Source organism: Kitasatospora sp. NPDC001547, assembly GCF_042894165.1.
In the GTDB taxonomy this organism is placed as follows: domain Bacteria; phylum Actinomycetota; class Actinomycetes; order Streptomycetales; family Streptomycetaceae; genus Kitasatospora.
This window is the reverse complement of sequence record NZ_JBIAVL010000026.1, coordinates 44,005-67,441: the sequence shown is the minus strand read 5'-3', so window position 1 is coordinate 67,441 and position 23,437 is coordinate 44,005. Positions and strand designations below refer to the sequence as shown.

The 23,437-nt window shown below is 75.3% G+C and carries 24 protein-coding genes; 10 read left to right on the top strand and 14 right to left on the bottom strand.

The window, feature by feature from the left end; all coding sequences use genetic code 11:
- Both ACFY0X_RS31855 and ACFY0X_RS31850 read right to left on the bottom strand, forming a co-directional pair.
- Complete coding sequence (locus ACFY0X_RS31855; protein WP_387759797.1) at positions 1-876, bottom strand: hypothetical protein; 876 nt, start codon at positions 874-876, stop codon at positions 1-3.
- A gap of 101 nt (positions 877-977) precedes the next feature.
- Positions 978-2,516, bottom strand: a complete 1,539-nt coding sequence (locus ACFY0X_RS31850) for a hypothetical protein (protein WP_387759796.1) — start codon at positions 2,514-2,516, stop codon at positions 978-980.
- A gap of 185 nt (positions 2,517-2,701) precedes the next feature.
- Here ACFY0X_RS31850 and ACFY0X_RS31845 point away from each other — a divergent pair, with 185 nt between their 5' ends.
- The 4 genes from ACFY0X_RS31845 to ACFY0X_RS31830 all read left to right on the top strand — a co-directional run bounded on the left by ACFY0X_RS31845 (position 2,702) and on the right by ACFY0X_RS31830 (position 6,311).
- Positions 2,702-3,757, top strand: coding sequence for an IPT/TIG domain-containing protein (locus ACFY0X_RS31845; RefSeq protein WP_387759794.1), 1,056 nt, complete (start codon positions 2,702-2,704; stop codon positions 3,755-3,757).
- Between the two features lie 242 nt (positions 3,758-3,999).
- Positions 4,000-4,776: a LamB/YcsF family protein gene (locus ACFY0X_RS31840; protein WP_387759792.1), complete on the top strand. Its 777-nt coding sequence runs from the start codon at positions 4,000-4,002 to the stop codon at positions 4,774-4,776.
- Positions 4,773-5,435: a 5-oxoprolinase subunit PxpB gene (gene pxpB / locus ACFY0X_RS31835; protein ID WP_387759791.1), complete on the top strand. Its 663-nt coding sequence runs from the start codon at positions 4,773-4,775 to the stop codon at positions 5,433-5,435. The genes ACFY0X_RS31840 and pxpB overlap by 4 nt, the downstream gene beginning before the upstream one ends.
- 12 nt (positions 5,436-5,447) lie before the next feature.
- Positions 5,448-6,311 (top strand): biotin-dependent carboxyltransferase family protein, encoded by an 864-nt coding sequence (locus ACFY0X_RS31830; RefSeq protein WP_387759790.1) that lies wholly within the window; start codon positions 5,448-5,450, stop codon positions 6,309-6,311.
- A gap of 18 nt (positions 6,312-6,329) precedes the next feature.
- Here the strand turns inward: ACFY0X_RS31830 and ACFY0X_RS31825 are convergent, their stop codons facing one another.
- Both ACFY0X_RS31825 and ACFY0X_RS31820 read right to left on the bottom strand, forming a co-directional pair.
- A complete protein-coding gene (locus ACFY0X_RS31825; protein ID WP_387759788.1) occupies positions 6,330-7,253 on the bottom strand; it encodes an aminoglycoside phosphotransferase family protein in 924 nt (307 codons plus the stop codon).
- Positions 7,254-7,348: 95 nt separating this feature from the next.
- Positions 7,349-8,119 (bottom strand): alpha/beta fold hydrolase, encoded by a 771-nt coding sequence (locus ACFY0X_RS31820; RefSeq protein WP_387759787.1) that lies wholly within the window; start codon positions 8,117-8,119, stop codon positions 7,349-7,351.
- A gap of 168 nt (positions 8,120-8,287) precedes the next feature.
- Here ACFY0X_RS31820 and ACFY0X_RS31815 point away from each other — a divergent pair, with 168 nt between their 5' ends.
- Complete coding sequence (locus tag ACFY0X_RS31815; protein ID WP_387759786.1) at positions 8,288-8,821, top strand: PadR family transcriptional regulator; 534 nt, start codon at positions 8,288-8,290, stop codon at positions 8,819-8,821.
- 131 nt (positions 8,822-8,952) lie between these two features.
- Here ACFY0X_RS31815 and ACFY0X_RS31810 read toward each other — a convergent pair whose 3' ends face one another.
- Complete coding sequence (locus ACFY0X_RS31810; RefSeq protein WP_387759825.1) at positions 8,953-9,378, bottom strand: DUF4396 domain-containing protein; 426 nt, start codon at positions 9,376-9,378, stop codon at positions 8,953-8,955.
- 388 nt (positions 9,379-9,766) lie between these two features.
- Between ACFY0X_RS31810 and ACFY0X_RS31805 the strand changes: the two genes are divergently transcribed.
- Both ACFY0X_RS31805 and ACFY0X_RS31800 read left to right on the top strand, forming a co-directional pair.
- Positions 9,767-10,462, top strand: coding sequence for a class I SAM-dependent methyltransferase (locus ACFY0X_RS31805; RefSeq protein WP_387759785.1), 696 nt, complete (start codon positions 9,767-9,769; stop codon positions 10,460-10,462).
- Between the two features lie 229 nt (positions 10,463-10,691).
- The gene (locus tag ACFY0X_RS31800; RefSeq protein WP_387759783.1) at positions 10,692-11,537 is read left to right on the top strand and encodes an undecaprenyl-diphosphate phosphatase; all 846 of its coding nucleotides are present in this window, start codon (positions 10,692-10,694) and stop codon (positions 11,535-11,537) included.
- A gap of 194 nt (positions 11,538-11,731) precedes the next feature.
- Here the strand turns inward: ACFY0X_RS31800 and ACFY0X_RS31795 are convergent, their stop codons facing one another.
- The gene (locus ACFY0X_RS31795; RefSeq protein WP_387759782.1) at positions 11,732-13,243 is read right to left on the bottom strand and encodes a HEAT repeat domain-containing protein; all 1,512 of its coding nucleotides are present in this window, start codon (positions 13,241-13,243) and stop codon (positions 11,732-11,734) included.
- A 288-nt stretch (positions 13,244-13,531) separates the two neighbouring features.
- Here ACFY0X_RS31795 and ACFY0X_RS31790 point away from each other — a divergent pair, with 288 nt between their 5' ends.
- Positions 13,532-14,113, top strand: coding sequence for a hypothetical protein (locus ACFY0X_RS31790; protein ID WP_387759781.1), 582 nt, complete (start codon positions 13,532-13,534; stop codon positions 14,111-14,113).
- Positions 14,114-14,152: 39 nt separating this feature from the next.
- On the opposite strand, the gene ACFY0X_RS31785 is transcribed toward ACFY0X_RS31790, so the two are convergent.
- The gene (locus ACFY0X_RS31785) at positions 14,153-15,634 is read right to left on the bottom strand and encodes a hypothetical protein (protein ID WP_387759780.1); all 1,482 of its coding nucleotides are present in this window, start codon (positions 15,632-15,634) and stop codon (positions 14,153-14,155) included.
- A 755-nt stretch (positions 15,635-16,389) separates the two neighbouring features.
- Between ACFY0X_RS31785 and ACFY0X_RS31780 the strand changes: the two genes are divergently transcribed.
- Complete coding sequence (locus ACFY0X_RS31780; RefSeq protein ID WP_387759824.1) at positions 16,390-17,385, top strand: aminoglycoside phosphotransferase family protein; 996 nt, start codon at positions 16,390-16,392, stop codon at positions 17,383-17,385.
- A 21-nt stretch (positions 17,386-17,406) separates the two neighbouring features.
- Here ACFY0X_RS31780 and ACFY0X_RS31775 read toward each other — a convergent pair whose 3' ends face one another.
- The 4 genes from ACFY0X_RS31775 to ACFY0X_RS31760 form a co-directional block, all read right to left on the bottom strand.
- Positions 17,407-18,867, bottom strand: a complete 1,461-nt coding sequence (locus tag ACFY0X_RS31775; RefSeq protein WP_387759779.1) for an acyl-CoA dehydrogenase family protein — start codon at positions 18,865-18,867, stop codon at positions 17,407-17,409.
- A 168-nt stretch (positions 18,868-19,035) separates the two neighbouring features.
- Entirely contained in the window at positions 19,036-19,119 is an 84-nt protein-coding gene (locus ACFY0X_RS31770; RefSeq protein ID WP_387759823.1) for a putative leader peptide, read from the bottom strand.
- A gap of 94 nt (positions 19,120-19,213) precedes the next feature.
- Complete coding sequence (locus ACFY0X_RS31765; protein ID WP_387759777.1) at positions 19,214-19,708, bottom strand: hypothetical protein; 495 nt, start codon at positions 19,706-19,708, stop codon at positions 19,214-19,216.
- Positions 19,709-20,548: 840 nt separating this feature from the next.
- On the bottom strand, positions 20,549-20,761 hold the full coding sequence (locus tag ACFY0X_RS31760; RefSeq protein WP_387759821.1) for a DUF397 domain-containing protein: 213 nt from the start codon (positions 20,759-20,761) through the stop codon (positions 20,549-20,551).
- A 458-nt stretch (positions 20,762-21,219) separates the two neighbouring features.
- Here ACFY0X_RS31760 and ACFY0X_RS31755 point away from each other — a divergent pair, with 458 nt between their 5' ends.
- The gene (locus ACFY0X_RS31755; RefSeq protein ID WP_387759775.1) at positions 21,220-21,759 is read left to right on the top strand and encodes a PTS-dependent dihydroxyacetone kinase phosphotransferase subunit DhaM; all 540 of its coding nucleotides are present in this window, start codon (positions 21,220-21,222) and stop codon (positions 21,757-21,759) included.
- A gap of 58 nt (positions 21,760-21,817) precedes the next feature.
- On the opposite strand, the gene ACFY0X_RS31750 is transcribed toward ACFY0X_RS31755, so the two are convergent.
- From ACFY0X_RS31750 to ACFY0X_RS31740, 3 genes are all read right to left on the bottom strand, one after another.
- Positions 21,818-22,306 carry an NUDIX domain-containing protein gene (locus tag ACFY0X_RS31750; RefSeq protein ID WP_387759773.1) on the bottom strand — a complete coding sequence of 163 codons (489 nt, stop codon included), beginning with the start codon at positions 22,304-22,306 and terminating at the stop codon, positions 21,818-21,820.
- Between the two features lie 22 nt (positions 22,307-22,328).
- A complete protein-coding gene (locus ACFY0X_RS31745; protein ID WP_387759772.1) occupies positions 22,329-22,871 on the bottom strand; it encodes a sugar transferase in 543 nt (180 codons plus the stop codon).
- A 289-nt stretch (positions 22,872-23,160) separates the two neighbouring features.
- The gene (locus tag ACFY0X_RS31740) at positions 23,161-23,433 is read right to left on the bottom strand and encodes a hypothetical protein (protein ID WP_387759770.1); all 273 of its coding nucleotides are present in this window, start codon (positions 23,431-23,433) and stop codon (positions 23,161-23,163) included.
- Between the last annotated feature and the right edge of the window lie 4 nt (positions 23,434-23,437).

Below are 23,437 nucleotides of genomic sequence, written 5' to 3'. Positions count from 1 at the left end.
TCAGAGCGAGTGGAACGGCAGCCCCGCGTCGGCGACCAGTTCGTCGCCGGTGTCCGGCGGCAGGAGGCTGGCGGTGCCGTCGGAGACCGGGACGATGCCGAGGTCGAGCAGTTCGGCCATGGCGGCGCTGCCCGCCAGGTCGCGCACCTGGAGCTGGTAGCGGGCGGTGGTGCGGTAGGTGCCGCCGGAGTCGTCGGAGACCTTCTGCAGGAAGCCGGAGTCGACCAGGAACAGCACGGCCTTGGCGACGATGCCGATGGTGGAGCCGGAGAGCCGGCGGGCGTCCTTGGTGGCACCGGTGGCGGTGCGCCGGGCCCACACCCGCCAGGCGGCCTCCAGGCCGGGGGCGTCGGAGGCCGGGTCGGTGTTGGCGCCCTCGGCGTCGGCCTGCTCCTCCAGGCGGCGGCAGGCCTGGCGGACGAAGGAGTCGACGCCGTTGACGGTGATCCGGCCGAGGTAGCCGTCGTCGGCGAGGTCCTCGGGGCGGGGGAAGGCCAGCGCGGCGACGGCCAGGTGGGCGAGGCCGTGCAGGAAGCGGTCGGTGGACTCGGAGGCGGCGCGGCGCGAGTAGTCGCCCATCCGGACGGCGAACAGCGAGTCCTCGGCGGCGGCCACGGCCATGCCGGCCCGCGGGGAGACCTCCAGGACGACCAGGCCCATGCCGGTGGCGATGGCGTCGGCGAGCCGGGCGAACGGCGGGTCCTCGCGGTGGCGGCGCACCAGTTCGGCGTACTCGGCGTCCCGGGCGGGCAGCAGCTTGGCCTGGAGGCCGAAGGAGACCAGCCGGGCGGCGTCGGCGACGTCGGCCGGGGTGATCGGCGCGGGGGCCGCGGGTTCGCTCTCGGCCGCCCAGGACGTGTCGTGGTGGGTCGTCACGGGCGGTGCTCCTCGGGGGTGGCGCGGTGGTTACGGTTCGTCAAGGTGGGTTCCGGCGGGTCTGGTCCCGGAGGGCCGGCCCGGTGCGTGCTTCCCGGCCGTCAGCCGGCGTCCTTGCGGTCGGCGGCCATGCCGGCCGCGTCGAGCAGGGCGCTGCCGACGATCAGGTCGGCGCCGCCGAACTCCTGGTCGCGCAGCGGGGTGCCGTCGTCCACGGCGAACAGCAGCCGCTCCTCGCCCTGGCGATAGGCGGTGCCGACCGGCGGGCTGGCCGCGTGCACGGCGAGCAGGGCGACCAGGTACGGCAGGTCCGGGTCCTGCTTGCGGGCGTCGGCGAGCAGGCCGGAGAGCCGGCGGGGGGCGTCCGGGGGCAGGTCGAGCAGGACCATCGCGGACTCCAGCTGGGCCTCGGAGAACCGGCTGTCGTCCGGGGTGGCGACCAGGTCCGGGTCGGGCAGCTCGGCGCCGAGGTGCTCGCGCTCGACCGGCGGGGTGAGCAGCAGGTCGACCAGGTCGGCGACGCGGACCGAGACGGGGGTGCGCAGACCGGCGCCGCGGGCGAAGAACGCGCCGGTGGGGCGGACGGCCTGCTCTATCGGCAGCCGCAGCACGGGGGCGAGCAGCTGGCCGTAGAGGTCGATGCCGCTGCGGGCGCCGGGGGTGGCGAAGGCCTGCCGGTCCTGCTCGGCGCGGAACAGCGGGCCGGCCTCCAGCAGGCGGGTCTGGAGCTGGGTGTGGCGCCGGATGCAGTCCTTGACGATGTCGACCAGCTCGGCGGCGCGGCGCTTGTGCTCCGGCTCCTCGGCCTCGTCGCGGGCCTTGCGGATGTTGGTGAGAATCGCGTTCTCGTGCCGGTAGCGGTCCGCGATGTGGTCCAGCGCCTCCTCGATGAGGTCCGGAACGGCGCGCATCCAGTCGACCGCCCGGACGTTGCGGCGGGTGGCGTCCAGGGCGCGGCGCAGCGTCTCGGCGTACTGGACGGTGCGGTAGCGGGCCTGCTCCGCGGCGAGCTGGGCGTCGGCCAGGCGGCCGCGGCGGATCAGCACCTCCAGCTTGACCTCGGCGGCGATCTGGGCCGAGGTGACGTCGGTGTCGAGCGCGCCGACCAGGACGTTGACCGCCTCGTCGGTGGTGCGCAGGTAGACGCCGCCGTCGGGTCCTGGGACCTCCTCGATCAGCTTGAAGTCGTAGTCGCGGCGGACGTACTCGCCGTCCGCGCCGAAGGTGCCGTAGACGGCGCGGAAGCCGCGGTCCACGCTGCCGACGTTGATCAGCGACTCCAGCACCCAGCGGGCGACCCGCTCGTGCTCGGCGGCGGGGCGGCCGGCGGCCTGGGCGGCGACCCGGGGCAGCAGCCGGGCGAGCACTATCTCGCGGTCGGCGCCGGTGTCGAAGTCCATGTGCAGGGTGACCAGGTCGATCGCGGCGAGGCCGACCTCGGCCATCGCGTAGCCGCCGTACTCGCCGGCCAGGTTGACCTTGCGGTTGTCCAGGTCGTGCAGCGGGGCGGTGCAGGCCAGCGCCTTGAGCCGGCGGGCCAGGCCCTCGTCGGCGGCGGGGCCGGGCGCGGGGCGCGCGACGGCCGGACCGGCGGGCGGTCGGAGGCCGGGCTCGGTGGGCGGGTCTGCGATGGCGGTCACGGAGGACAAGATTAGAGGTTCGCACCGACATCGACCGAAACGGACCTTGCGGGCGGGCGGAGCGGCAGGTGGGCGGCGGTGCGGGAGGCCGGTTCAGAACGCGGTTTCGACGGGATTCCGCCATTGCCGGACCCGTGTTCGAGAAAACCGTGAGGGCGGCGCGTCGGTTCGGTGATGATCGACCCATGATCACCCGACTGGCCAAAGCGGGCCTCGCCGCCGCGCTGTCCGCGACCACCCTCGCCACCGGCGCCGTCCTCGCCACCGGCGCCACCGCCGCGGCCGCGCCGGCCGTCACCGCGTCGACCTCCGCCCAGCACGTGACCGTCTCGCAGAACGGGAACTACCCCGGCGGGTTCTTCACCACCGGCAACATGGCGGTGGGCTGGACTTCGTCCGGCACCGCGGACCTGACCGGGCCGACGCACATCACCCTCGACCTGCCGCCGGGCGTCACCACCGACGGCGCGATGTTCTTCCCCACACCGCAGGACTACACCTTCACCTCGGTCCTCTCCCCCGACCACCGCCACCTGGAGGCCGTGTTCACCGCCACCCGGGCGGTCGGGAGCTACAACTTCATGAAGCTCAACCTGGCCACGACGCCCGGCGTGCCGATCGCCGGCACGATCACCGCGACCGTCGCCAACCCGAACGACACCGACCCGACCGGGCACGTCTCCAGCTACGACCTCGTCAGCAGGAGCCCCCTGCCGGCCACCGTCCAGGCCGCCCCGGCCGTCACCGGCCTCGGCACCACCACCGGCCCGGGGGCGGGCGGCACCGCCGTCACCGTCAGCGGCAGCGACCTGGCCCACGGCATGGTGCTCGTCGGCGGCGTCCCGGCGCCCGGCACCTGCACCGACACCGCCTGCACGGTGACCACCCCGGGCGGCTCGGGCAGCGCCCCGGTCAGCGTGGTGACGCCCGGCGGCACGGCCGTGGCCCCCGCCGCCTTCGACTACACCGGCGCCCCGCCGCCGGCCCCGGCCGCCCCGGTGGTCAGCAGCCTCTCCCCCGCCTCCGGCCCGGCCGTCGGCGGGACCAGGGTGAACGTGATCGGCAGCAACCTGACGTACGGGACGGTGGCCTTCGGCGGGGTGCCGGCCACCCACGTCTCCTGCGGGCCGTCCTTCTGCACGGCCACGGCCCCGGCGGGCGACCAGCCCGGACCGGTGGGCGTCACGGTCACCACGGCGGGCGGGACCAGCGCGCCGGCGACCTACACCTACACGGCGTAACGGCGGGACGCGGCGCAGCGCCCCCAGGGGGCGTACCGCCCGCCGTCGGTGCCCGGGCTCCGCGGAGTCCGGGCACCGACGCGTTCCGCCCACCGGCCGGCACGGACCGGCGCGGCGCCGCCCCGGGGCGTGCGGTCCCCCGCACACGCCGTGGCGCCGGCTGGGCGCTCCGGGTCACGGACAACGGCCTTCATCCGCAGGCCCTACCATCTGGCTCAACAGCTGCTGGGAGGCGGACGGGCGTGGCCGATGCGGTGATCGATCTCAATGCGGACCTCGGAGAGGGGTTCGGACGCTGGACCCTGACCGACGACGAGGCGCTGCTGTCCGTGGTGACCAGCGCCAACGTCGCCTGCGGGTTCCACGCCGGTGACCCGTCGACGATGCGCCGGGTCTGCGCGCTGGCGGCCGAGCGCGGGGTCCGGATCGGCGCCCAGGTCTCCTACCGCGATCTGGCCGGTTTCGGCCGCCGCGCGATGGACGTGCCCCCCGAGGAGCTCGCCGACGAGATCGCCTACCAGATCGGCGCCCTCCAGGTGTTCGCCCGCGCGGCCGGCTCCAAGGTCTCCTACGTCAAGCCGCACGGCGCCCTCTACAACCGGGTGGTCGGCGACTCCGAGCAGGCCGAGGCCGTGGTGGCCGGCGTGCTGCGGGCGGGCGCCGTCTGCGACGGGCCGCTGCCCGTGCTCGGCCTGCCGGGCTCCCTGCTGCTGGAGGTCGCCGAGGGCGTGGGACTCCCGGTGGTCGCCGAGGCCTTCGCCGACCGCGCGTACGCCCGCACCGGCGCCCTCGTCCCGCGCCGCGAGCCGGACGCGGTGGTGCACGACCCCGAGTCGGTGATCACCCGCGCCGTCGGCATCGCCCGGGACCGCGCGGTGGAGGCCTCCGGCGGCGAGCGGATCGCCGTCGAGGCCCGCTCGCTCTGCGTCCACGGCGACACCCCCGGCGCCGCCCAGCTCGCCTGGCGGATCCGCGGCGCCCTGGCCTCCGCCGGGGTCCGGGTGGAGGCCTTCACATGACGGAACCGCACCTCACGGCGGGGGCGGCGCGCCCGGCGGCGGGGACGGTGCGCCGGGTCGGCGACCGGGCGCTGCTGGTCGAGCTGCCCGGGACGGCCGAGGTGACGGCGCTGTACGAGTGGCTGGCCGAGCGCCGGGAGGCGGGGGAACTCGGCGCCGTCGAGGAACTGGTGCCGGCCGCGCGCACCCTGCTGCTGGACGGCGTCGCGGAGGTCGACGCGGTGGCGGCCCTGCTGCGCACCGCCCGCCCGACGGCGGCCGGGGCGCCGCACGGGCCGCTGGTGGAGGTCCCCACCGTGTACGACGGCGCCGACCTGGCCGAGGTCGCCGCCCTGTGGGGGGTGTCCGAGGAGGCCGCCGTCCGGATCCACACCGAACCCGGGTACGTCGTCGCGTTCTGCGGCTTCGCCCCCGGCTTCGGCTACCTCACCGGCCTCCCGGCGCGCTACGAGGTGCCGCGCCGGTCCACCCCGCGCGGCACCGTCCCGGCCGGCTCGGTGGCCCTGGCCGGCCCGTACACCGGCGTCTACCCGCACCCCTCCCCCGGCGGCTGGCAGCTGATCGGCCGGACGGCGCTCCCCCTCTGGGACACCGACCGCGAGCCGCCGGCCCTGCTGGCGCCGGGCACCCGGGTCCGCTTCACGGCGGAACGCGGCTGAGGGGAGGCGGCGTTGAACGAGCTGGTGGTGGAGCGGCCGGGACCGCTGACCACGGTCCAGGACCTCGGGCGGCGCGGGGTCGCCCACCTCGGGGTGCCGAGGGCCGGGGCGCTGGACGAGCCCGCGCTGCGGGCGGCCAACCGGCTGGTGGGCAACGGCCCCGGGGCCGCCGGGCTGGAGACCACGCTCGGCGGGGTCGCGCTGCGGGCCGTCGGACCGGTGCTGCTCGCCGTCACCGGTGCGCCCTCGCCCGTCCGGGTGGACGGCCGGCCGGCCGCCTGGGGCGCACCGTTCGTGGTGCCGGCCGGATCGGTGGTCGAGGTGGGGGCGGCGACGGCCGGGGTGCGCGGCTACCTGGCGGTGGCGGGCGGGATCGCCGTCCCGCCGGTGCTCGGCAGCCGCTCGGCGGACCTGCTCTCCGGGCTCGGGCCGGCCCCGCTGACCGCCGGGGACCGGCTGCCGGTCGGCGCCCCGCCGCCGCACCGGGCCCGGCCCGAGCTGGTGCCGCTGCCCGCTCCCCCGGCCGAGTTGGTGCTCCGGCTGCGGCTCGGACCGCGCGCGGACTGGTTCGTCCCGGAGGCGGTGGCCCGCCTCGGCCGTGACCGGTACCTGGTCTCGCCGACCGGCAACCGGGTCGGGCTGCGCACCGAGGGCCCGCCGGTCGCCCGCACCCGGGAGGGCGAACTGCCCAGCGAGGGAATGGTGTTGGGCGCGGTGCAGATTCCGCCGGACGGGCAGCCGGTGGTGTTCCTGGCCGACCACCCGACCACCGGCGGCTATCCGGTGATCGGCGTCGTGCCGGCCGGCGACCTCGCGGCCGCCGCACAGGCCCGGCCGGGGACACCGGTGCGCTTCATACCCCTGCGGGAGCGCTGAACGACTCGCCGGGCGCGCTCAGCGCCCCAACAGCACTTCGGCGACGACGCGTTGGGGCCGGTCCAGCCGTGCCTCGCCCTCCTCGGCCGCCCAGACCGCGTTCTGCAGCACCCGGGCCAGCGTCCAGGCCGCCGCCACCTCGCGGTCCAGCTCCAGCGCCTCCGTCAGCAGGTCGAAGCGCCGCCGCAGCGCCCGGGCGGGATCGCCGGTGGCCACCACGTCCGCCCAGCGGTTGCGCAGCGCCGGGAGCAGCTCGAAGCCCGGGTGGCCGGCCAGCGGCTTGGGGTCGATGGCCAGCCAGGGCGCCCGGCCGCTGCCCGGGAGCGGGGCCAGCACGTTGCCGTAGTGCAGGTCCCAGTGCAGCAGGCGGTCGCCGGGCTCGGCGCGGACCTCGCGCAGGGCGGCCGCGCAGTCGGCGAGCAGGTGCCGCTCGGCCGGGTCGGCGAGGGAGGCGGCGGCCGCCGGCGTCCGCTCCAACAGCCGGGCCGACCCGTCCGCCAAGGTCCTCAGCCCGGACGGTGCCTGATGCGTCGTCAGTTCCCGCAGCAGCTCCGCGATCACGCGCAGGGCCGCGAGGTCGTCGGGCAGGGCGAGCAGGGAGCGGCCGGGGTCCAGCCGCTCCAACAGCAGGGAGCCGGTGGCCGGCTCGTGGTCGAGCAGCCGGACGGCGCCGCGGCCGTCCCAGCTCCGCAGGGCGAGCGGTTCACCCACCGTCTCCTCGTCCACGGGCTGGAGCTTGAGCACGGCCGGTGCGCCGTCGGCCCGCAGCACGGGCAGCACCAGCGCGACCATGCCGTGCGCGACCGGCCCGTCCGGGAGCAGCTCCCAGCGGTCGAGCAACTCGCCCGCCAGGGTGGGGAGTCGGGCCGCCCAGGCCCGGCCCTCGGCGCCGAGGAACTCCTCCAGGGACGCGGCCAGCGCGGGCGGGACCTCGACGGGCATCGGGCGGGCTCCTCTCGGGCGGTGCGCCTCAGCCTACGGCGGGTTCGAGCCCGGTCGACCCGGGGCCTGTCGGGGCCGGGCCCGCCGGTCCGCGCTCATCCCTGCCCGAGCGCCTCCGCCGCGGCGGCCGCGAAGCCGTCCGGGTTGTCGAGCATGATGTTGTGCCCGCAGTCCGGCACCGCCACCACCCGTACGCCCGCGGCGCGGAGGGCGTCGGCGCCCGCCGGCTCGCCGTCCGCCTCCGGGTGGAGGAAGGTGCGCGGGAGGTCCAGGCCGAGCAGCATCTCCCGCATCGTCGGGACGGTCGCCCGGGCGAGGTGGCGGGCGCTGCGGTACACCGCCTCCGGGCCGGCCAGCCGCATGGTGGACCACCAGAACGGGCCGACCCGCTCGGCCACCTCGTCCCGGCCGCCGGCCAGAAACTCCTCCTCGGTGTACGCCGCGATGCCGCTGCTGCCGGGGTTGCGCCGGCCGAGGTCGATCCGGTCCAGGTTGGCGTCCACCAGGAGCAGCCGCTCGACCAGGCCCGGGTGCCGCTGGGCGAGGACGATCGCGACCGCCCCGCCCATGCTGTGGCCGACCACCTCGACCCGGTCCGGTCCGGCGGCCGCCACCGCCGCCGCGACCGCGTCCGCGTGCTCCTCCAGTGTGTAGCCGAAGTCCGTCGGCCGGTCACTGAGGCCGAAGCCGAGCAGGTCCAGCAGCAGCGAGCGCCGCCCGGCGAGCCGCGGATGGACGGCGGCGGCCGCGAAGTAGGCCGGCGAGGTGGCGCCGAGCCCGTGCAGGTAGAGGCGGGCCGGCTCGGCGCCGGGCAGCTCGACCCAGCGGATCCGGTCGCCGTTCGGGGTGACGGGGGCCTCGCGCATGCTCAATCGCTCCTCTTCCAGGGTTTGCCGGTTCGGGGTCGCCGGCCCCCGAAGGCCGGGGAGACGGCTCGGGGGTTCCGGCTGACAACCAGGACCATACCTCGCAATCGAGGTATCGCGTAACCGATATACCCACGCCCCGAGGGAAGGATCTGAGAGAGTGACCCCATGCTGAAGCTCGCCATCCTCGGGTTCCTGTACGACCGCCCCCTGCACGGCTACGAGCTGCGCCGCCACCTCGCCGCGCTCACCGGCCACGTCCGCCCGATCAGCGACGGCACGCTCTACCCCGCGATCAAGCGCCTGGAGGCCGACGGCCTGCTGGTCCGCGAGACCGAACCGGGCAGCGCGGCCGCGCCCCGGCACACCCTGCACCTCACCGAGGCCGGCCGCGCCGCGCTGCTCGACCGGCTGCGCGAGCCCGAGCCGCTCGACGTCAGCGACGAGAACCGCTGGTTCACCCTGCTCGCCTTCCTTCGGCACCTCGCCGACCCCGCCGCCCAGGCCGCCGTGCTCCGCCGCCGGCTGTCCTTCCTCGCCGAGCCGGCCAGCTTCTTCTACGAGGGCGACCGCCCCGTCGGCGCCGAGGAGTTCGCCGACCCGTTCCGGCGCGGCCTGCTCCTGGTCGCCCGCGCCACCACGGAAGCCGAACTCGCCTGGCTGCACGCGACCCTGGCCGACCTGGAGGGCGGCCCGCGGTAGGCCGCACCCCGGCGGCCGGCGGGAACCTCGGACACCCCCTGCCCCGACCCCGGACGCGCCGCGGCCCGTACCGACCGTTCGACGGTCGGTGCGGGCCGCAGGCGAGAGGGGTCCGGCGCCTCGGGGCGGGATCAGTGCTGGTGGTAGGCGTGCACCACGGCGTGGCCGCGCCCCCGGCCGATCATCCACTTGTTGACCGGGACGGTCAGCACGAAGGCCAGGGCCAGCGCGCCCGCCAACGCCCCCCAGAACAGCAGGTCCCCGAGACCGGCGTCCATCGCCCCCGGGACGGTGACCATCACGGTGTTGTCGATCAGCTCCATCACCAGAATCGACACGGTGTCGGCGGCCAGCGCGACCTTGACCGCGGCGCCGACGTCGAGGCCGGCCTTCAGCACGCCGCGCATGGTCAGCGCGTAGCCGAAGACGAAGGCCAGCAGGATCGAGAGCACCACGGTCGCGCCGTTGTGCAGGCCGAAGGCGGTGCCGAGCACCATGCCGAGGATCTCGCCGATGGCGCAGCCGGTGAGGCAGTGCAGGGTCGCCTGCGCGGCCATCCGCCAGCTGGTGCCGCCGGCGCCGTGGGCCTGGTGGTGACCGGCGTGGGCCCCGTGGCCGCCGTGGGCCCGGTGGCCGCCGTGGGCCCGGTGGCCGCCGTGGGCCCGGTGGCCGTGGTGCGCCTGGTGGCCACCGTGGTCGTGCCCGTCGCGCCCGGCGTGCCCGTGCTGCTCGCGGTGCTCGTGACCGGCGTGCTGCTCGTCGGTGTGCTCGTGGTGCTCGTGCCGCGCGGGGTGCGCCATGTCGTCCTCCATTTGCCCCGGCGCCCTGTTCGGCGCCACTTCCCTCGCTCCGTCGCTACTCGAAGATATACCCCCCTGGGGTATCCCGCAATCCCGTTCCGACGCCCTCTTCCACCGTGCACCCGCCCGTGTTCCGATGAGCGGCATGACAGACGAACGACGCGAGGGCTACGACGGAACGGGTGCGGGCGCGATCACCCCGGACGGCTGCGCCGTCGAGGTGTGGAGCCGCCTCCCCGCGGGCGACGCACCGGACGTGGTCGAGGCCGCGGTGCCGCCCGGTGCCCGCATCCTCGAACTCGGCTGCGGTGTCGGCCGGATGACGCACCCGCTGACCGACCGCGGCTTCACGGTGACGGCCGTGGACGAGTCCGCCGAGATGCTGGCCCGGGTCCGCGCGGACGTCCGTACGGTGCGCAGCCCCATCGAGGAGCTGGATCTCGGCGAGCGCTTCGACGTCGTCATGCTGGCCTCCTTCCTGGTGCACGCCGGTGACGAGGCGGTCCGCCGGGGCCTGCTGGGGGCCTGCCGCCGGCACGTCGCCGAGGACGGCTGCGTCCTGGTGCAGCGCGAGGGCGAGGACTGGCACCGGAACGTGCCGCGGGAGAGCTCGATCGGCCCGGACGCGCGGGCCCGGCTGGTCTCGGCCACACCGGTCGGCGACGGCGTGGACTCCGTGCGCTTCGAGTACGTCTTCCCGGACGGCACCTGGACGCAGACCTTCCTGTCCCGCCCGCTCAGCACCGAGGCGTTCGAGCGGGCTCTCGCGGAGGCCGACCTGGCGGTCGAGCGCTACCTGACCGCGGACCGCACCTGGGTCCGGGCGCGGCCGGTGCCGTAGCACGCGCCCGGAAAGGGCTCCGGACCGGCGGCGATCCCGTGCGCGAAGCCGGAACGAAGGGTGAACGGAAAACCGTCACCTTCACCCCGTACCATCAGCCGCGCGCCGGGCTCGCGCGCGGCCGGTGGGCCGGTCGGGTCACGGCGGTCCCGCACGCCCTTCCGACCCGCAAGGACCAGCCCATGCCGCCCCTGCTCCACGCCCGACGGATACCCCCGGCGGGTGCCCGGTGACCGAATGGTTCCACGGGGCCGTCCTCGGCCTGATCCAGGGGCTCACCGAGTTCCTGCCGATCTCCTCCAGCGCCCACCTGCGGGTCTTCTCCGCCCTGTTCGGTTGGAAGGACCCGGGCGCGGCCTTCACGGCCGTCACCCAGCTCGGCACCGAGACCGCGGTGCTGATCTACTTCCGCAAGGACATCGCGTCGATCATCAGGACCTGGGCGCTGTCGCTGTTCCGGCCGGCGCTGCGCTCGGACCCGGACGCGCGGATGGGCTGGTTCGTGATCATCGGCACCCTGCCGATCGGCATCCTGGGCAAGCTGTTCCAGGACACCATCGAGACCCACCTGCGCGACCTGCGGATCATCGGCACCACCCTGATCGTCTTCGGCCTGGTCCTGGCCTTCGCCGACCGCACCCGGGCCGTCCGGCACGCCCGTCCGATCACCGACCTGACGCTGCCGCACGCGGGCATCTACGGCCTCGCCCAGTCGCTGGCGCTGATCCCGGGCGTGTCCCGTTCCGGCGGCACGATCAGCGCGGGCCTGCTGCTCGGCTACAGCCGGGAGGCGGCGGCCCGCTACTCGTTCCTGCTCGCGATCCCGGCGGTGCTCGCCTCGGGGGCGCTGGAGCTGTTCAAGATCGGCGAGGGCCCGGCCCCGGCCTGGGGGCCGACCGTCCTGGCCACCGTGATCGCCTTCGTGGTCGGCTACGCGGCGATCGCCTGGTTCCTGAAGTACATCTCGTCCCACAGCTTCATGCCGTTCGTGGTCTACCGGGTACTGCTCGGCGTTCTGATCATCGGACTGGTCATCGGCGGCGTCCTGACCCCGGACGCGGGCGCGGTGAAGTAGAACCAGGTTTCAGAAACGGGGACCCACGGACTGCGGGGACCGCGGAAGACGAGTGGGCCGGGACACCGACAGGGTGTCCCGGCCCACCGAACGTCGAGGACCCGAGGGCGTGTCCGACAACCGGCACCCGCGGGAATCGTCGGACAGCCCCAGGGTCTGTCGTCGCCCCGCAGACGCGAGTTTGAAGACAGACCCTAACGCCCGAACTCCCGGGCGGCGGTCAGTCGGCCGCGTACGGCGGCGTGGACCTCGGCCTCCTCGGCCGGGTCGGCGGCGAGCCGGCGCAACCGCTCCAGCACACGCGCGTCGCCCGTGGTGGCGACGTGGCGCGCGGCGAGCTCACGCGTGGACTCCTCGCAGTCCCAGAGGCACTCGACGGCGGGCCCCTCCGGGAAGTGCACGTCGGTCGCGGCCAGCGCCTGGGCGGCGCGTCCGCGCAGTTCCGAGGAGGCGGCCTCCCCGTAGATGTGGCGCAGGACCGGTACGGCCTCGGCGGCGGCCAGCCGCCCCGCACCGTCCACCAGGGACCCGAGCCCGGTACCGCCGACCCCGCGCACCGAGACCCAGCGGCGCAGCCCGGCCACCACCAGCGGCGCGTCGGCCGGCTCCCCGGCGTCGGCGAGCAGCTGGACGGCGGCCTCGCCGAGCGCGCTGTCGGCGCCGCCGCTGGACGGGTCGGCCCAGCGGCGGGCGTGCGCCAGCACCTCGGGGCCGCGCATCCGGCCGAGCAGTTCCAGGGCGGCGCGGACGATCCGGTCGTCCACGTCCGCGGCGGCGGCCTCGATCAGCTCGACGGCGGCCGGGTCGCGCTGGTCGACCAGGTGGCGCAGGGCGGCCCGGCGGGCGCCGGGCAGGCCGTCGCGGGCCGCCTCCAGCAGCAGCGGGCGGTCCTCCGGCCGGACGACGGCGGTCAGGCAGCGGGCGGCCGCGGCGGCGCGGCGGTCCACCGCGTCGGGGCCGGACGACGGTTCGGTGCCGCGCGCGGACTCCGGTCGGGCGTCGGGCCCGCCGAGGAAGGCACCGGCGCCGAGGCCGCCGAGCTCGCCCTGGTCGGCCCAGGCCAGCACGTCGGCGGTGGACCAGCCGGGGGTGACGCCGCTGCGGTTGATCTGGCGTTGCCACAGGTCGAAGGGTGACTGTTCGCTGGCCGCCGCCACTCTGGGGTGGTAGGCCGCCCACAGCCGCCAGGGCCGGGGCTCGTACGCGTTGCGGATGAACTCGCGCAGCTCGGCGTCGCCCTCGGGGCCCGGTGCGAAGCGGTCCAGCACGGCGGTGCCGAGCAGCAGCAGGCCGCGGTCGTCGTCGCGCAGGGCGAGCTCGTCGAGGGCCCAGGACCAGTTGGCGCCGGTGGCGGCGTACTCGCGCAGCATCAGCAGCGCGTCGCGCCGGCCGTACGCGGCGAGGTGGCCCAGGACGGAGAGGGCGAGGCCGGTGCGGCTCTCGTCGTCGGTGACCAGGTCCTCGGCGGAGTGGAGGTGGTCCTCGATGCCGTCGAGGGGGGCTTCCAGCTCCATGTAGATGCGGGCGTAGTAGAGGGAGCGGCTCTCGACCTGCCAGTCGGCTCGCGGATCCCTGGTGACGCACTCCTCCAGCGCGGCGATGGCCTCGGCACGGTCGGCGGCCAGCGCGTGGAGCTGCCCGTCACCGCGGCCTCGCTGAAGGAGGCCGAGGAGGCTGGCACTGGGTGCTATCACTGGCTCGAACATGAGGTCAGCATCCGTTGCGGCGGTCGTAGTGGCAACGGGATTTCCGTCGCCGGGGTCTCTGGTCGGTACTGCGGTGGGCGCCCGGGCGCCGGAATCACCGAAGGTTACCGCCTCGCGCCCCCGTCCGCACACAGGGCGACGAGCGCTCCGGCCACAGTGGCATATGCCACTGGAATTTTGCCTGCGTTCTGTCCAAATCGCCCACAAGGATGACGACGCTGTGCGACAGTCTTCTCACTGTCCGAACGGCCCGCACCGCGCGGGCCGCACCCGAGCGATGGGTCCGCCATGAACATGCCATTAGGCGCCACCCGCCCGCCGGGAGCCGCCGCGATGGACGGCGCTCCGACGGGCGGGAGCAGCGCGGCGGGCGCCGGGCGCGTCGCCCGCGGCACCACGGCCGACGCGCCGGGCACCGCGGGCGGGGACGGCGCGGGAGACGCCGACAGCGGAACGGACGGCAGAGTGGACGGCACGGCGCGGGAGCCGTCCGGCCCCTACCTCGGCGACGGCGGCGACCAGCACGGGGCCGGGATCGACGACGGCCTGCTCGGCTCCGCCGAATGGGACCTGCTGACCGACGGGATCCTCTGGAGCCCGGAGACCTACCTCCTCCTCGGCTGCGACCCGGGACACGGCCCGCTCAGCCTCGACCGGCTGCCCGACCGCCTCCCCGAGGCGGACCGCCCGCTGCTGCGGCGGATGATGACCGACACCCTGGTGCACGGCCGCCACGCCGCCGGCACCCTGCGGGTCCGCCGGCCCGACGGACGGCACGACGGCGTCGAGTGCGCGGGCGAGCCCGTCCTCGGCACGGACGGCACCGTCGTCGCGCTGCGCATGCTGCTCCGCCCGGCCCCGCCGCTCTGAGCCGACGGCCCGGACCGGAACCGCGCCCCCGCGAAGCCCTCAGGTCAGCCGCGGCCGGTTCTTGGCGTCCGCCGCCCGCAGCTGCCGGCCCAGCACCTCCCGCAGCTCGTCCACCGCCGGCAGCCCCCGGTACTGCGCGGTCAGCCGGTACATCTCGCGCAGCCGGTCCCAGGTCCGGTGCGAGGAGTTCTGGCCGATCAGGTTCATCACCATCTTGGCCTGGAACTGCGCCGCGTCCGGCTCGCCGGTGAGCAGGTGCACCGAGGCCAGGGTGATCCGGTCGAACAGCGCCGAGCGCAGCTGCCCGGTGCCCTCGCGCAAGGTGATCACCCGCTCCGCGTGCCGGCGGGCGTCGGGCGCCGCCGCCGGGTCGTGCTCGGACAGCGTGCGCAGCACCAGGGCCTGCATGCCGCGCAGTTCGGCTTCGTCGAACACCTGCATCCACGAGGGCGGCGGCTCCGGCGCCTCCTCGCCGAACAGCTCCTCGGCCTCCCCGAGCAGCCGGTAGGTGTCCTGGGAGTGCCCGATCGAGGCGTGCGCCCAGGCCTCGACGGTGTTGAGCATGGCGCGGGTTCTGGGCATCAGCCGCCCGCCGGTCGCCTTGGCCGCCGACATCAGGTCGAGCGCGTCGTCGGCCCGGCCCAGGTGCACCATCTGCCGCGCGGCCCGGGAGATGGCCTCGCCGGCCCGCGGCCGGTCACCGGCCTCCTTGGCCGCGTCCGCCGCGATCATGAAGTACTTCTGGGCGGTGGGCTCCAGGCCCACGTCGTGCGACATCCAGCCCGCCAGCACCGCCAGGTTGGCCGCGACCAGCCACAGCCGCCGCTCCACGGCGGGCGCGTGCCGGTGCGTCAACAGGCCGCCGACCTCGTTCAGTTGACCGACCACGGCCTTGCGCTGCAACCCGCCGCCGCGGGCCGCGTCCCAGGCCCGGAACACCTGCACGGAGTGCTCCAGCGACTCCACCTCGTCGAGCCCGACCGGGCCCGCGTCGTACACGTCCACCACCGGGTGCGCTCCGCCCCCGGTGACCACCTGTCGCGGCCCGGGGACGGAGGCCGCGTAGGCGACCGCGTCCCCGCCCAGCCAGCCCTTCAGCGAGTCGGCGATGACCGCCCCGGCCGTGAGCGCGGCTCCGGCGCCCACCAATCCACGTCGGTTCAGCATGAGGTCCATTCCCGTGAACTCGGTGAGGACCGCGGCTGTTCGATCCGGCGACCATGGCACTGCTGCGGGCGCTTCCGCTCCGGACCTGGTGGGCCGGTGTCGTTCCAGACCGAGGTCCTCAGTGGTGACGACACGTCCGAGCCGCTCCGTGAACACGGCCGCCAGCACCCTCGGCACCGGATCGCGCGGGATCTCCCCCTGCTCGATCCAACGCCGTACCCTCGACGTGTCGGTGGACAGCTGCAGCTGTCCCATCGCGGCACCCCGACGGTTGACCAGCCGCGCCAGCTCGCCCTTCGACCATCCGGTCAGGACGAACAGATCGGCCAGTCGGGTGTTGGGTTCCCTGCTCAACGAAGCCCCCAGGTTCCTCGGCTGATCCGAGGCTAGAGGCTCCGGCAAGTGCCAGGCGAGCATTCGCCACCGTTCGCCAGGGCCCGCCAGACTACTAAGCCAGTGCCCGACGGGTGTGTTGTAGAGGTGCGCCACTTCGCCCCCCGGGTCGGGCGGCGTCCCACCAGCGTCGGGGCATGTCCCCCGACGGTGGCACGGGGCGCTCCCGGTCCTCACCCGAGGGGGTGGCGCGGCCGGGTGGCGCGGGAGCGCCGGGCACGGCCACGGCAGTCCGGCCGACCGCATTCCCCAGGGTGCGGACGGCCGGAGCACCGCCGACCAGGGGTTCCTGACCCCGCGTCCGTGCCCGGCGCCCGTGCACCACCCACCGCACCGCACGAAGCACCGCAGGACCTACCGCAGCACCCGCAGGGCCGCCGTCACGCCAGGAAGCACACGGCACCGGCCCTCCCCCGCCCCCGCGGGGCAGCACCCGCCGACGGACCGGAAGGGACCTCCCTCAGCCCATGTACTCCTCAGCGACGACCCCCACGCCCACCGCGACCCGCCCCGCGCTGCGCCCCCCCACCGCGGCCGCCGGCCGCACCGGCCCCAGGGCGGTGCCTCCGGCGGTACGGCCCGCGGCCCCGCGCGGCGCGGAGGGCCGGGCCACGGACACCCGGGTCGTCCCGACCGGCCGTACGGCGCTGGGCCCCGCCGGCCGTACGGCGCTGGGGCTGCGCGGCCCGGAGACCGCGCTGCCGGCCGGTGGCCGGATGCCGCTGGCCCGGCAGGCCGACGGCCAGGTGCTGCGGGCGCGGCGGCCCGGCCAGCCCGGCGCCGGCGGCCCGGAGCGGATCGACCCCTCGGCGCTCCAGACCCCGGCGGTCCGGGCGGCACTCGCCAGTGTCGCGCGGATATGTCCCGCGTTCACCCCGCGCCAGGTCCTGCGCGAGGGCAGCCGCCACATCCTGGTGGCGGGCACCATCGGGCGGGCTCCGGTGGTCGCCAAGTGCCTGGCGCCGCAGGCGGTGCGGAGTGAGTACTTCGAGCAGCTGGTGGCCGACTTCCACCACGAGGTGGCGGTCTACCGGGCGTTCGTCCGGCACCGTCCGCCGGTGCGGCTGCCCCGGCTGGTGGCGGCCGACCACGACCGGTGCGTGCTGGTCATGGAGCGCGTGCCGGGGCGCCCGGCGGCCCGCGAGCGCCACCCGGTCAACGCGCCCACCCCGGGCGAGGTGCGGGCGCTGCTCAACGCGGTCCGCACGCTGAACCTGTGGCGGCCGCCGACCGACGTCTTCCAGCCGCGCCTGGACTACCAGTTGGAGATCTCCCGCTACCACTCGGTGGGCCAGCTCACCGACCGGGACGCGGGCGACCTGCGCGGCCTGCTGCACGGCCTCGGCCACACCCCGCTCCAGCTCTGCCACGGCGACGCCCTGCTCAGCAACATGCTGCTGGCGCCGTCCGGCCCGGTGCTGGTCGACTGGGAGCAGGCCGGCTGGTACCTGCCCGGCTACGACCTGGCGGTGCTCTGGAGCGTCCTGTCCGGGGACACCGCGGCCCGTCGCCAGATCAGCCAACTCGCCCAGAGCGGCGGCACACTGGCCCGGGACGCGTTCCTGGTGAACCTGGTGCTGGTGCTGATGCGGGAGATCCGGCTGTACGACGTGCCGGGCGCCGGCGAGGAGCAGCGGATCATGATCCGCCGGCTCTACGACGACGCGGCGCTCGCCCGCCGGGCCGTCCGCGCCGCGGTCGGGACGCGCTGAACCGCGGGTCCGACGGCAGGCCTACGGCCGGGCGCCCCGTTCGAGGGCGGCCCGGCCGGCGGCCTCCAGGACGGTCTCGTCCGGGGCCAGGTGCACCCGGCTGCTGAGCACGTCCCGCAGGTAGCGCTCCAGCGGGTGGCGCCGGCTCAGGCCGGGGTTGCCGGTGAGGGCGACGGCCTGCTGGACCACCGCCGTGGCGGCCCGGGTGGCCAGCAGGTGGGCCGGACCGGTCCGGGCGACGGCCTCCGGCTCACCCCGGTCCACCCGGGGAGCCAGGCCCTCGACCAGTTCCTCGGCGCCGATCAGCTGGGCCTCGATCTCGCCGAGGGCGGTCCGGTAGCGGGGCAGGGTGCCGAGCGGCTCGGTCAGGTTGGCCGGGGTGCGCTGGTTGAGGAAGCGGATCAGCCAGGCCTCGGCGGCCCGGGCGACGCCGATCGCCACCGCGGAGAGGGCCAGGTCGTGCCAGGCCAGCGTGAGTTCCGCCTCGGCGTCGGCGCCCTGACGGGCCGTCCGGCGACCGGCCGTCAGGCCGAGCGCGAGGTCGGCCTGCACCCGGACCCCGTCCAGCACGACGTCGTGGCTGGCGCTGGCCCGCAGGCCGAGCTGGTCCCAGGTCGGGTCGATCTCCAGGCCCTCGCTCTCGCCGCGGACCAGGAAGGTGCCGACCCGCGGTTCCTCCTCGTCGGTCCGTGCGGTCACCGCCATCCAGGCGAGCGCCTCGGCGCCGGTGCAGTACGTCTTGCGGCCCGTCAGCAGCCAGCCGTCGCCGTCCCGTCGGGCGACCGTCCCGGGCAGCTCGCCCGCGACGGCGCCGGGCTCCGCGCGCAGCGTGTTGACCAGCGCCGGACCGCGCCGGGACTCGGTGAGCAGCCGCCGGTAGCCGGCCGTCGGCCAGTCGGCCCGGCGGGCCTGCTCGGCGTGCCGGAGCAGGGTGAAGGCGGTGACCACCGCCACCGAGGCGTCCCCGCGGCCGAGTCGGGACAGCACCCGGACGGTGTCGGCGAGCGTTCCGCCCGGACCGCCGTACCGCTCGGAGACGGTGAGGGTGAGCAGCCCGGCCTCGTGGACGGCCTCGATCCCCTGGTACGGGAAGGTCCCGTCGCGGTCGTGCTCCTCGGCCCGGGCGGCCAGCAGGTCGACCACCCGGGGCAGGCCGGCCAGGGCGGCCTCGACCGCGGTGCGGTCGGGCGCGGGGCCGGTGGAGCCGGCCGGACCGGCGGCGGTGGAACCGGCGCCGCGGGAACCGGCGGAGGTGGAGCCGGTGGATTCGGGATGGCCGGAATCCGACCGGTCGGAACCCGCCGACCGCGGAGCGGTCCGGGAGCGGCGCCCGACGGGGGCCTCCTCGACCGGAGCGGTGTCGGCGGGAGCGTTCCCGAGCGAACGATCGACGGTCGAACGGTCGTGGGACGAACCGGTGACGGACGAACCGTCGGCAGTCCGATGATCGGCACTCGAACGGTTGGCGGCGCGGGTCGTCATGGTGCGGTGCCTCCGGGCGGCAGCGTGGGCTCGGCGAATGCGGGCGGCACGCCGTACGGGCGCGCGGTTCCGATCGGCGGCCCCGGAGGCCGGCTCACGACCCGCCCCCTGGTGTCGGCGCCGACCGGACACCCGGCCGACCACCCGCCGCCGGGGGACGGATCCCCCTCAGCGGCTCGGACACGCCGCGCTGGCGGTGCGCCGCAGATCCAGATGCCTGCGACGGGTCAGCAGCGGAAGACGGCACGGCATGTCCGCGACTGTACGAACCGTTGATCGATACCGTCAAGCAGCGTCCGGCCCCCGGGCGGAGCCGCTCGGCCCCACCGGGACCGGCCACGCCGGATCAGCCCTGCTGGAACATGTCCGCCGGGAGCGGCTTCAGCAGCTGATACAGGTCGTCCGAAACCGGTCGGTCCCAGGAGGCGATGGTGACCAGGACGCCGTCGCTGCGGCCGAACTGGGCGCAGAACACGCGCTCCTCGCTGACCTTGACCTTCTTCACGATCAGCAGGTCGTCCCCGAGCATCACCGGGAAGTCCTCGGCCGAGACGAACTCGACCGGCTCGTCGTTCTCCAGCGCCGCGAGCAGTTGCCGCACCTCGAAGGGCACCTCGTCGCCGGTCTCCCGGGCGGGCGAACCCTCGGGGAGGTTGCCGATGAACATCGCCGGGCCTCTGCCGCCGAACAGGTCGTAGCGCAGGAAAATCCCCTGGCAGGAGCCGTCCGGGCCGGTCATCATGGCCGCACCGAAGTCACCGGGCCAGTCGCCCGGGTCCATCGCGAGCACGTCGAAGTCCGGGCCGGCGGGCTGTCCGGAGCGACGGCGGAGAAAAGACATGGGAACATCGTACGTGTCCGGCACACCACGCTCGCGAGGTGGGTGGGGCGCCGCCGGGGGACGAGCGGGAGATCGACGCTCAGAGACCAATGTTGACTCTGAGCAACCGTCCGGGCTACGTTCGGTTCAGCACGACAGCCGTTCTGGGTTTCACCCTTCGGGGGGACGGCATGTCGCAACGCGGCCCTACACGCGTTTCCCTCACCGTGCATTCGTCGTGCCGAACTGCCGAGCACCCAGCTTCGTCGTCGCACACCGCACGAACACACAAGCCAACAGTTCCATGCATCACAAGCCAGATCCGCGGGGCCCCGGCCCGTCGCTCCCGTGGATCTTGCTCGGGACGCCGCCGCGTGGGGGCGTGCGGGTCCCGAGCATCGGTGCCGTCGTCCGAGTCGCTCTCGGCTTCAGCACCAGCCTCCCGGCGACTGCCGGCCCCTTCGTGGGGCCGGGACCGGCCGACGCACCCCGGTGCGCAGGGGATGACTGGGAGGATGGCCCGGCAACACTGCCGGGCCGCACAGCAGGCGCCGTGTCTGGCCGCGTGGGGGCGGTGGGCACGGCGTCTGCCCGTGCTCATACTCTGAGCTGCGTTTGTCTAACAGTCAACAGAAATTCTGACGGGGCACGCTCAATAGATCATCAGTTGTGATGTTCGGACCCGAAGGATCACCTGCGGAGCGGACCCCTCTTCGATCGGGGTCCGCTCCTGTGGTGACGGGCCCGGCGGCCTCCTCGGTCGGCCTCGCAGCCGGGCCCCTCCGCGCGGCCTTCGGCAGGGCCTTCCGCCGGGTCCTGCCGGTGTTGCCGGGTCCTGCCGGGAAGTCTCCCGGCAGGACCTCAGGTGAGGTCGAACTCGCCGTCCCGGGCGCCGAGCACGAAGGCCCGCCACTCCCCCGGCGTGAAGACCAGGACCGGCCCGTCCTCCTGGCGGCCGTCCCGCATCCCGATGTAGCCGTCCACGAAGGCGATCTGCACGTCCCCGACGCCCTGGCTGCTGCACAGCCACTCCGCCCCGGTGAAGTCCACCTTGGGCTTCCCGTTCGGGGCCAGCTGCGGCTGCGCCCCTCCGGCCTCCGTGTCCGTCCCGCTGTTGGATCCCACTGACCGATCTCCTCCCGACGGCGTTCCGGGGCCAGCCTAGCCACACCGCCCGGCCCCGGTCAGCGGGTTGACGAGGACTCCTCCAGGCGGGGACGGACACTGCCGGAGGAACGCTTGAGGCGTGTCCCGGCCGGTGGCGGCGGCGGGCAGCTGCCAGAGTGCTGCCAGGACGCCCTCCGACCGCCTTCCCGGCCCGGGAGGGGCGGGCGGGCCCGACAGGCGTGGGAGGGCGGGGCCGCCGGCGTCCGGGAGTCCCTGGCGGGCCCGTGCGGGCCCGCGGGGGCCCGGGTGGGCCCGGGTGGGCCCGGGTCGCTCGGCTGACTGTTCGACATGACCGCTCCGCCCGACTGCTTCGCCCGACCGTTTTGCCCGAACGATCCCCCACCCACCGCTCAAGGGAGCAGCCGATGAGCCGCCGGGACGGCACCCGCGCCGACGTCATCCCCATCTCCGACGCCCCCTCGGCCCATCCCCCGGCACCCCGTACGCCTCCCTCGCCCACCCCGATGCCCCGGCCGACCCCCGCCCGGCCGGCCCTGCACGGGCGGGTCGGGATCGTCCTGGTCTCGCACAGCCAGGAACTGGCCACCGCCGTGCGCTCCCTCGCGCTCGCGTTGACCGGATCCGACTCCCCCGCGCCGGTCGCCGCGACCGGTGGCGACCCGTCGGACGGGCCGGGCATCAGCGCCGTCCTGGTCGCCGCCGCGACCCGCCGGGTGGACCAGGGCCACGGCGTGGTGGTGCTCGCCGACCTGGGCGGGGCGGTCACCACCGTCCGCGCGCTGCTGTCCGAGGCGGACGAGCACGGGCTGCCGTTCCCGGTGCGGTTCGCCAACGCCCCGTTCGTCGAGGGCGCGGTGGCCGCCACCGCGACCGCCACGGCGGGCGGGGACCTGGCCGCGGTGCTGGACGCGGCGGAGGAGGCCTACCGGCAGCACAAGGGCTGACCCGGCCCGGACAGACCCTCGGTGGGCTGGGCGGGCGGGGCGGGCGTACCGCCCGGGCTCAGGGGCGCTCCTTGCCCTCCCAGGTGAAGGCCGCCGGGCCCTCGCACTCCAGCGCGTGGCGCAGCCGCTCGTGCTCGCTCTCGATCATCGGCGGCAGCTCGTCCAGCCCGAACCAGCCGACCTCCAGCGACTCGTCGTCGTTCACCCGCGCCTCGCCGCCGACCGCGCGGCAGCGGAAGGTCAGCACCAGGTACTGCGTCACATCGCCGTTCGGGTAGGTGACCTGGGGCGAGACCGTGGCGGAGGCGAGCAGCTCGGGCACGACCACCACCCCGGTCTCCTCCTCGCACTCGCGCACCACGCCGTCGGCGGGCTGCTCGCCGGGGTCGAGGATGCCGCCGATCGTCGCCCACCGGCCGTCGTCGGCCCGGCGGGCGAGCAGGACCCGGTCGCGGTCGTCCAGCACGACGGCGACGACGGCGCTCAACCAGAGCGGACGGGTTCCCACGAGGGCGCGGAGTTCGGCGAGGAAGGGGGGAATGGCCATGGGCCGCAGCCTATCGGGGCGGCTACGGGCCGCCGGTCCGGTGCGCACGGCCGGTCCCGGGCCGCAGCAGCGCGAGCACGGTGAGCCCGAGGATGTGCAGGTCGAGCCCGAGCGAGCGGTGCTCGAGGTACCAGAGGTCGAGCTCGGCCCACTCGGGCCGGCTGAGCGGGCGGGGCGTCCGGCTGCGGCGCACGGCGTGCAGCTGGGCCCAGCCGGTGAGGCCGGGCCGTACGGCGAGCCGGGCGCGCTCGCGGCGGGTGTAGCGCACCACCTGGGCGGGGCCGGCCGGCCGGGGTCCGATCACGCCCATCTCGCCGCGCGCCACGTTCCACAGCCGCGGCAGCTCGTCCAGGCCGGTGCGGCGCAGGAGGGCGGTGAGCCGGCCGTCCCCGTCGGCCCGGAAGCGGAGGATCTGGAACTCGCGGCCGTGCCGGCCGGTCCGGGTCTGCCGCTGGAGGACGGGGCCGCCGGCGGTGCAGCGGAGCAGGACGGCGATCAGCAGGGCCAGCGGCAGCGCTACGATCGCGGCCAGGGCGACGACGGCGACGTCGCCGGCCCGCCTCATGAGGCGGCCACGGCACGATCCGGTCTACCGCCCATCGCTCCTCCTCCCCGGCGCTTCGAGCCGGAAGAACGCATTCACAGTAGAGGCGGGATGGAGCCTTCGTCCGGGAATGGTGAAAGAAGCGGGTCCGAGATTGTCAGACTGGACGATATTCAGTCGATCTGACCAATTTCATTCGACCGACGTTTCGGAATGCCGAGCGCGATCGACGCGACGGGTGGGGGCGCCGTCCGGACGGAAGCCGGTCCGCCGTACGGCTCGGCGGCCGGGCACCTTGGCCGGGGTGCCGTCAGAGCGCGGCGCGACGCCGGTCGCGGAACACGCCGAAGGCGATCCGGCCGAGCAGCAGGACGCCGGCGGCCAGGCAGCCGGCCACCGCCATCGCCCATGCGGGCCCGTCACTGTCCGGAACGAACACGGCCACGACGATGCCGAGCGCCAGGCAGGCCAGGCCCACCACGGCCAGCGGGAGCTGGTGGGTGACCAGGGCTCCGCCACTGCACGCACGAGCCATCCGGGAGGCCCCGTGGAGGTGGAAGGGGTCACGGTCCGCATCTGCCATGAGC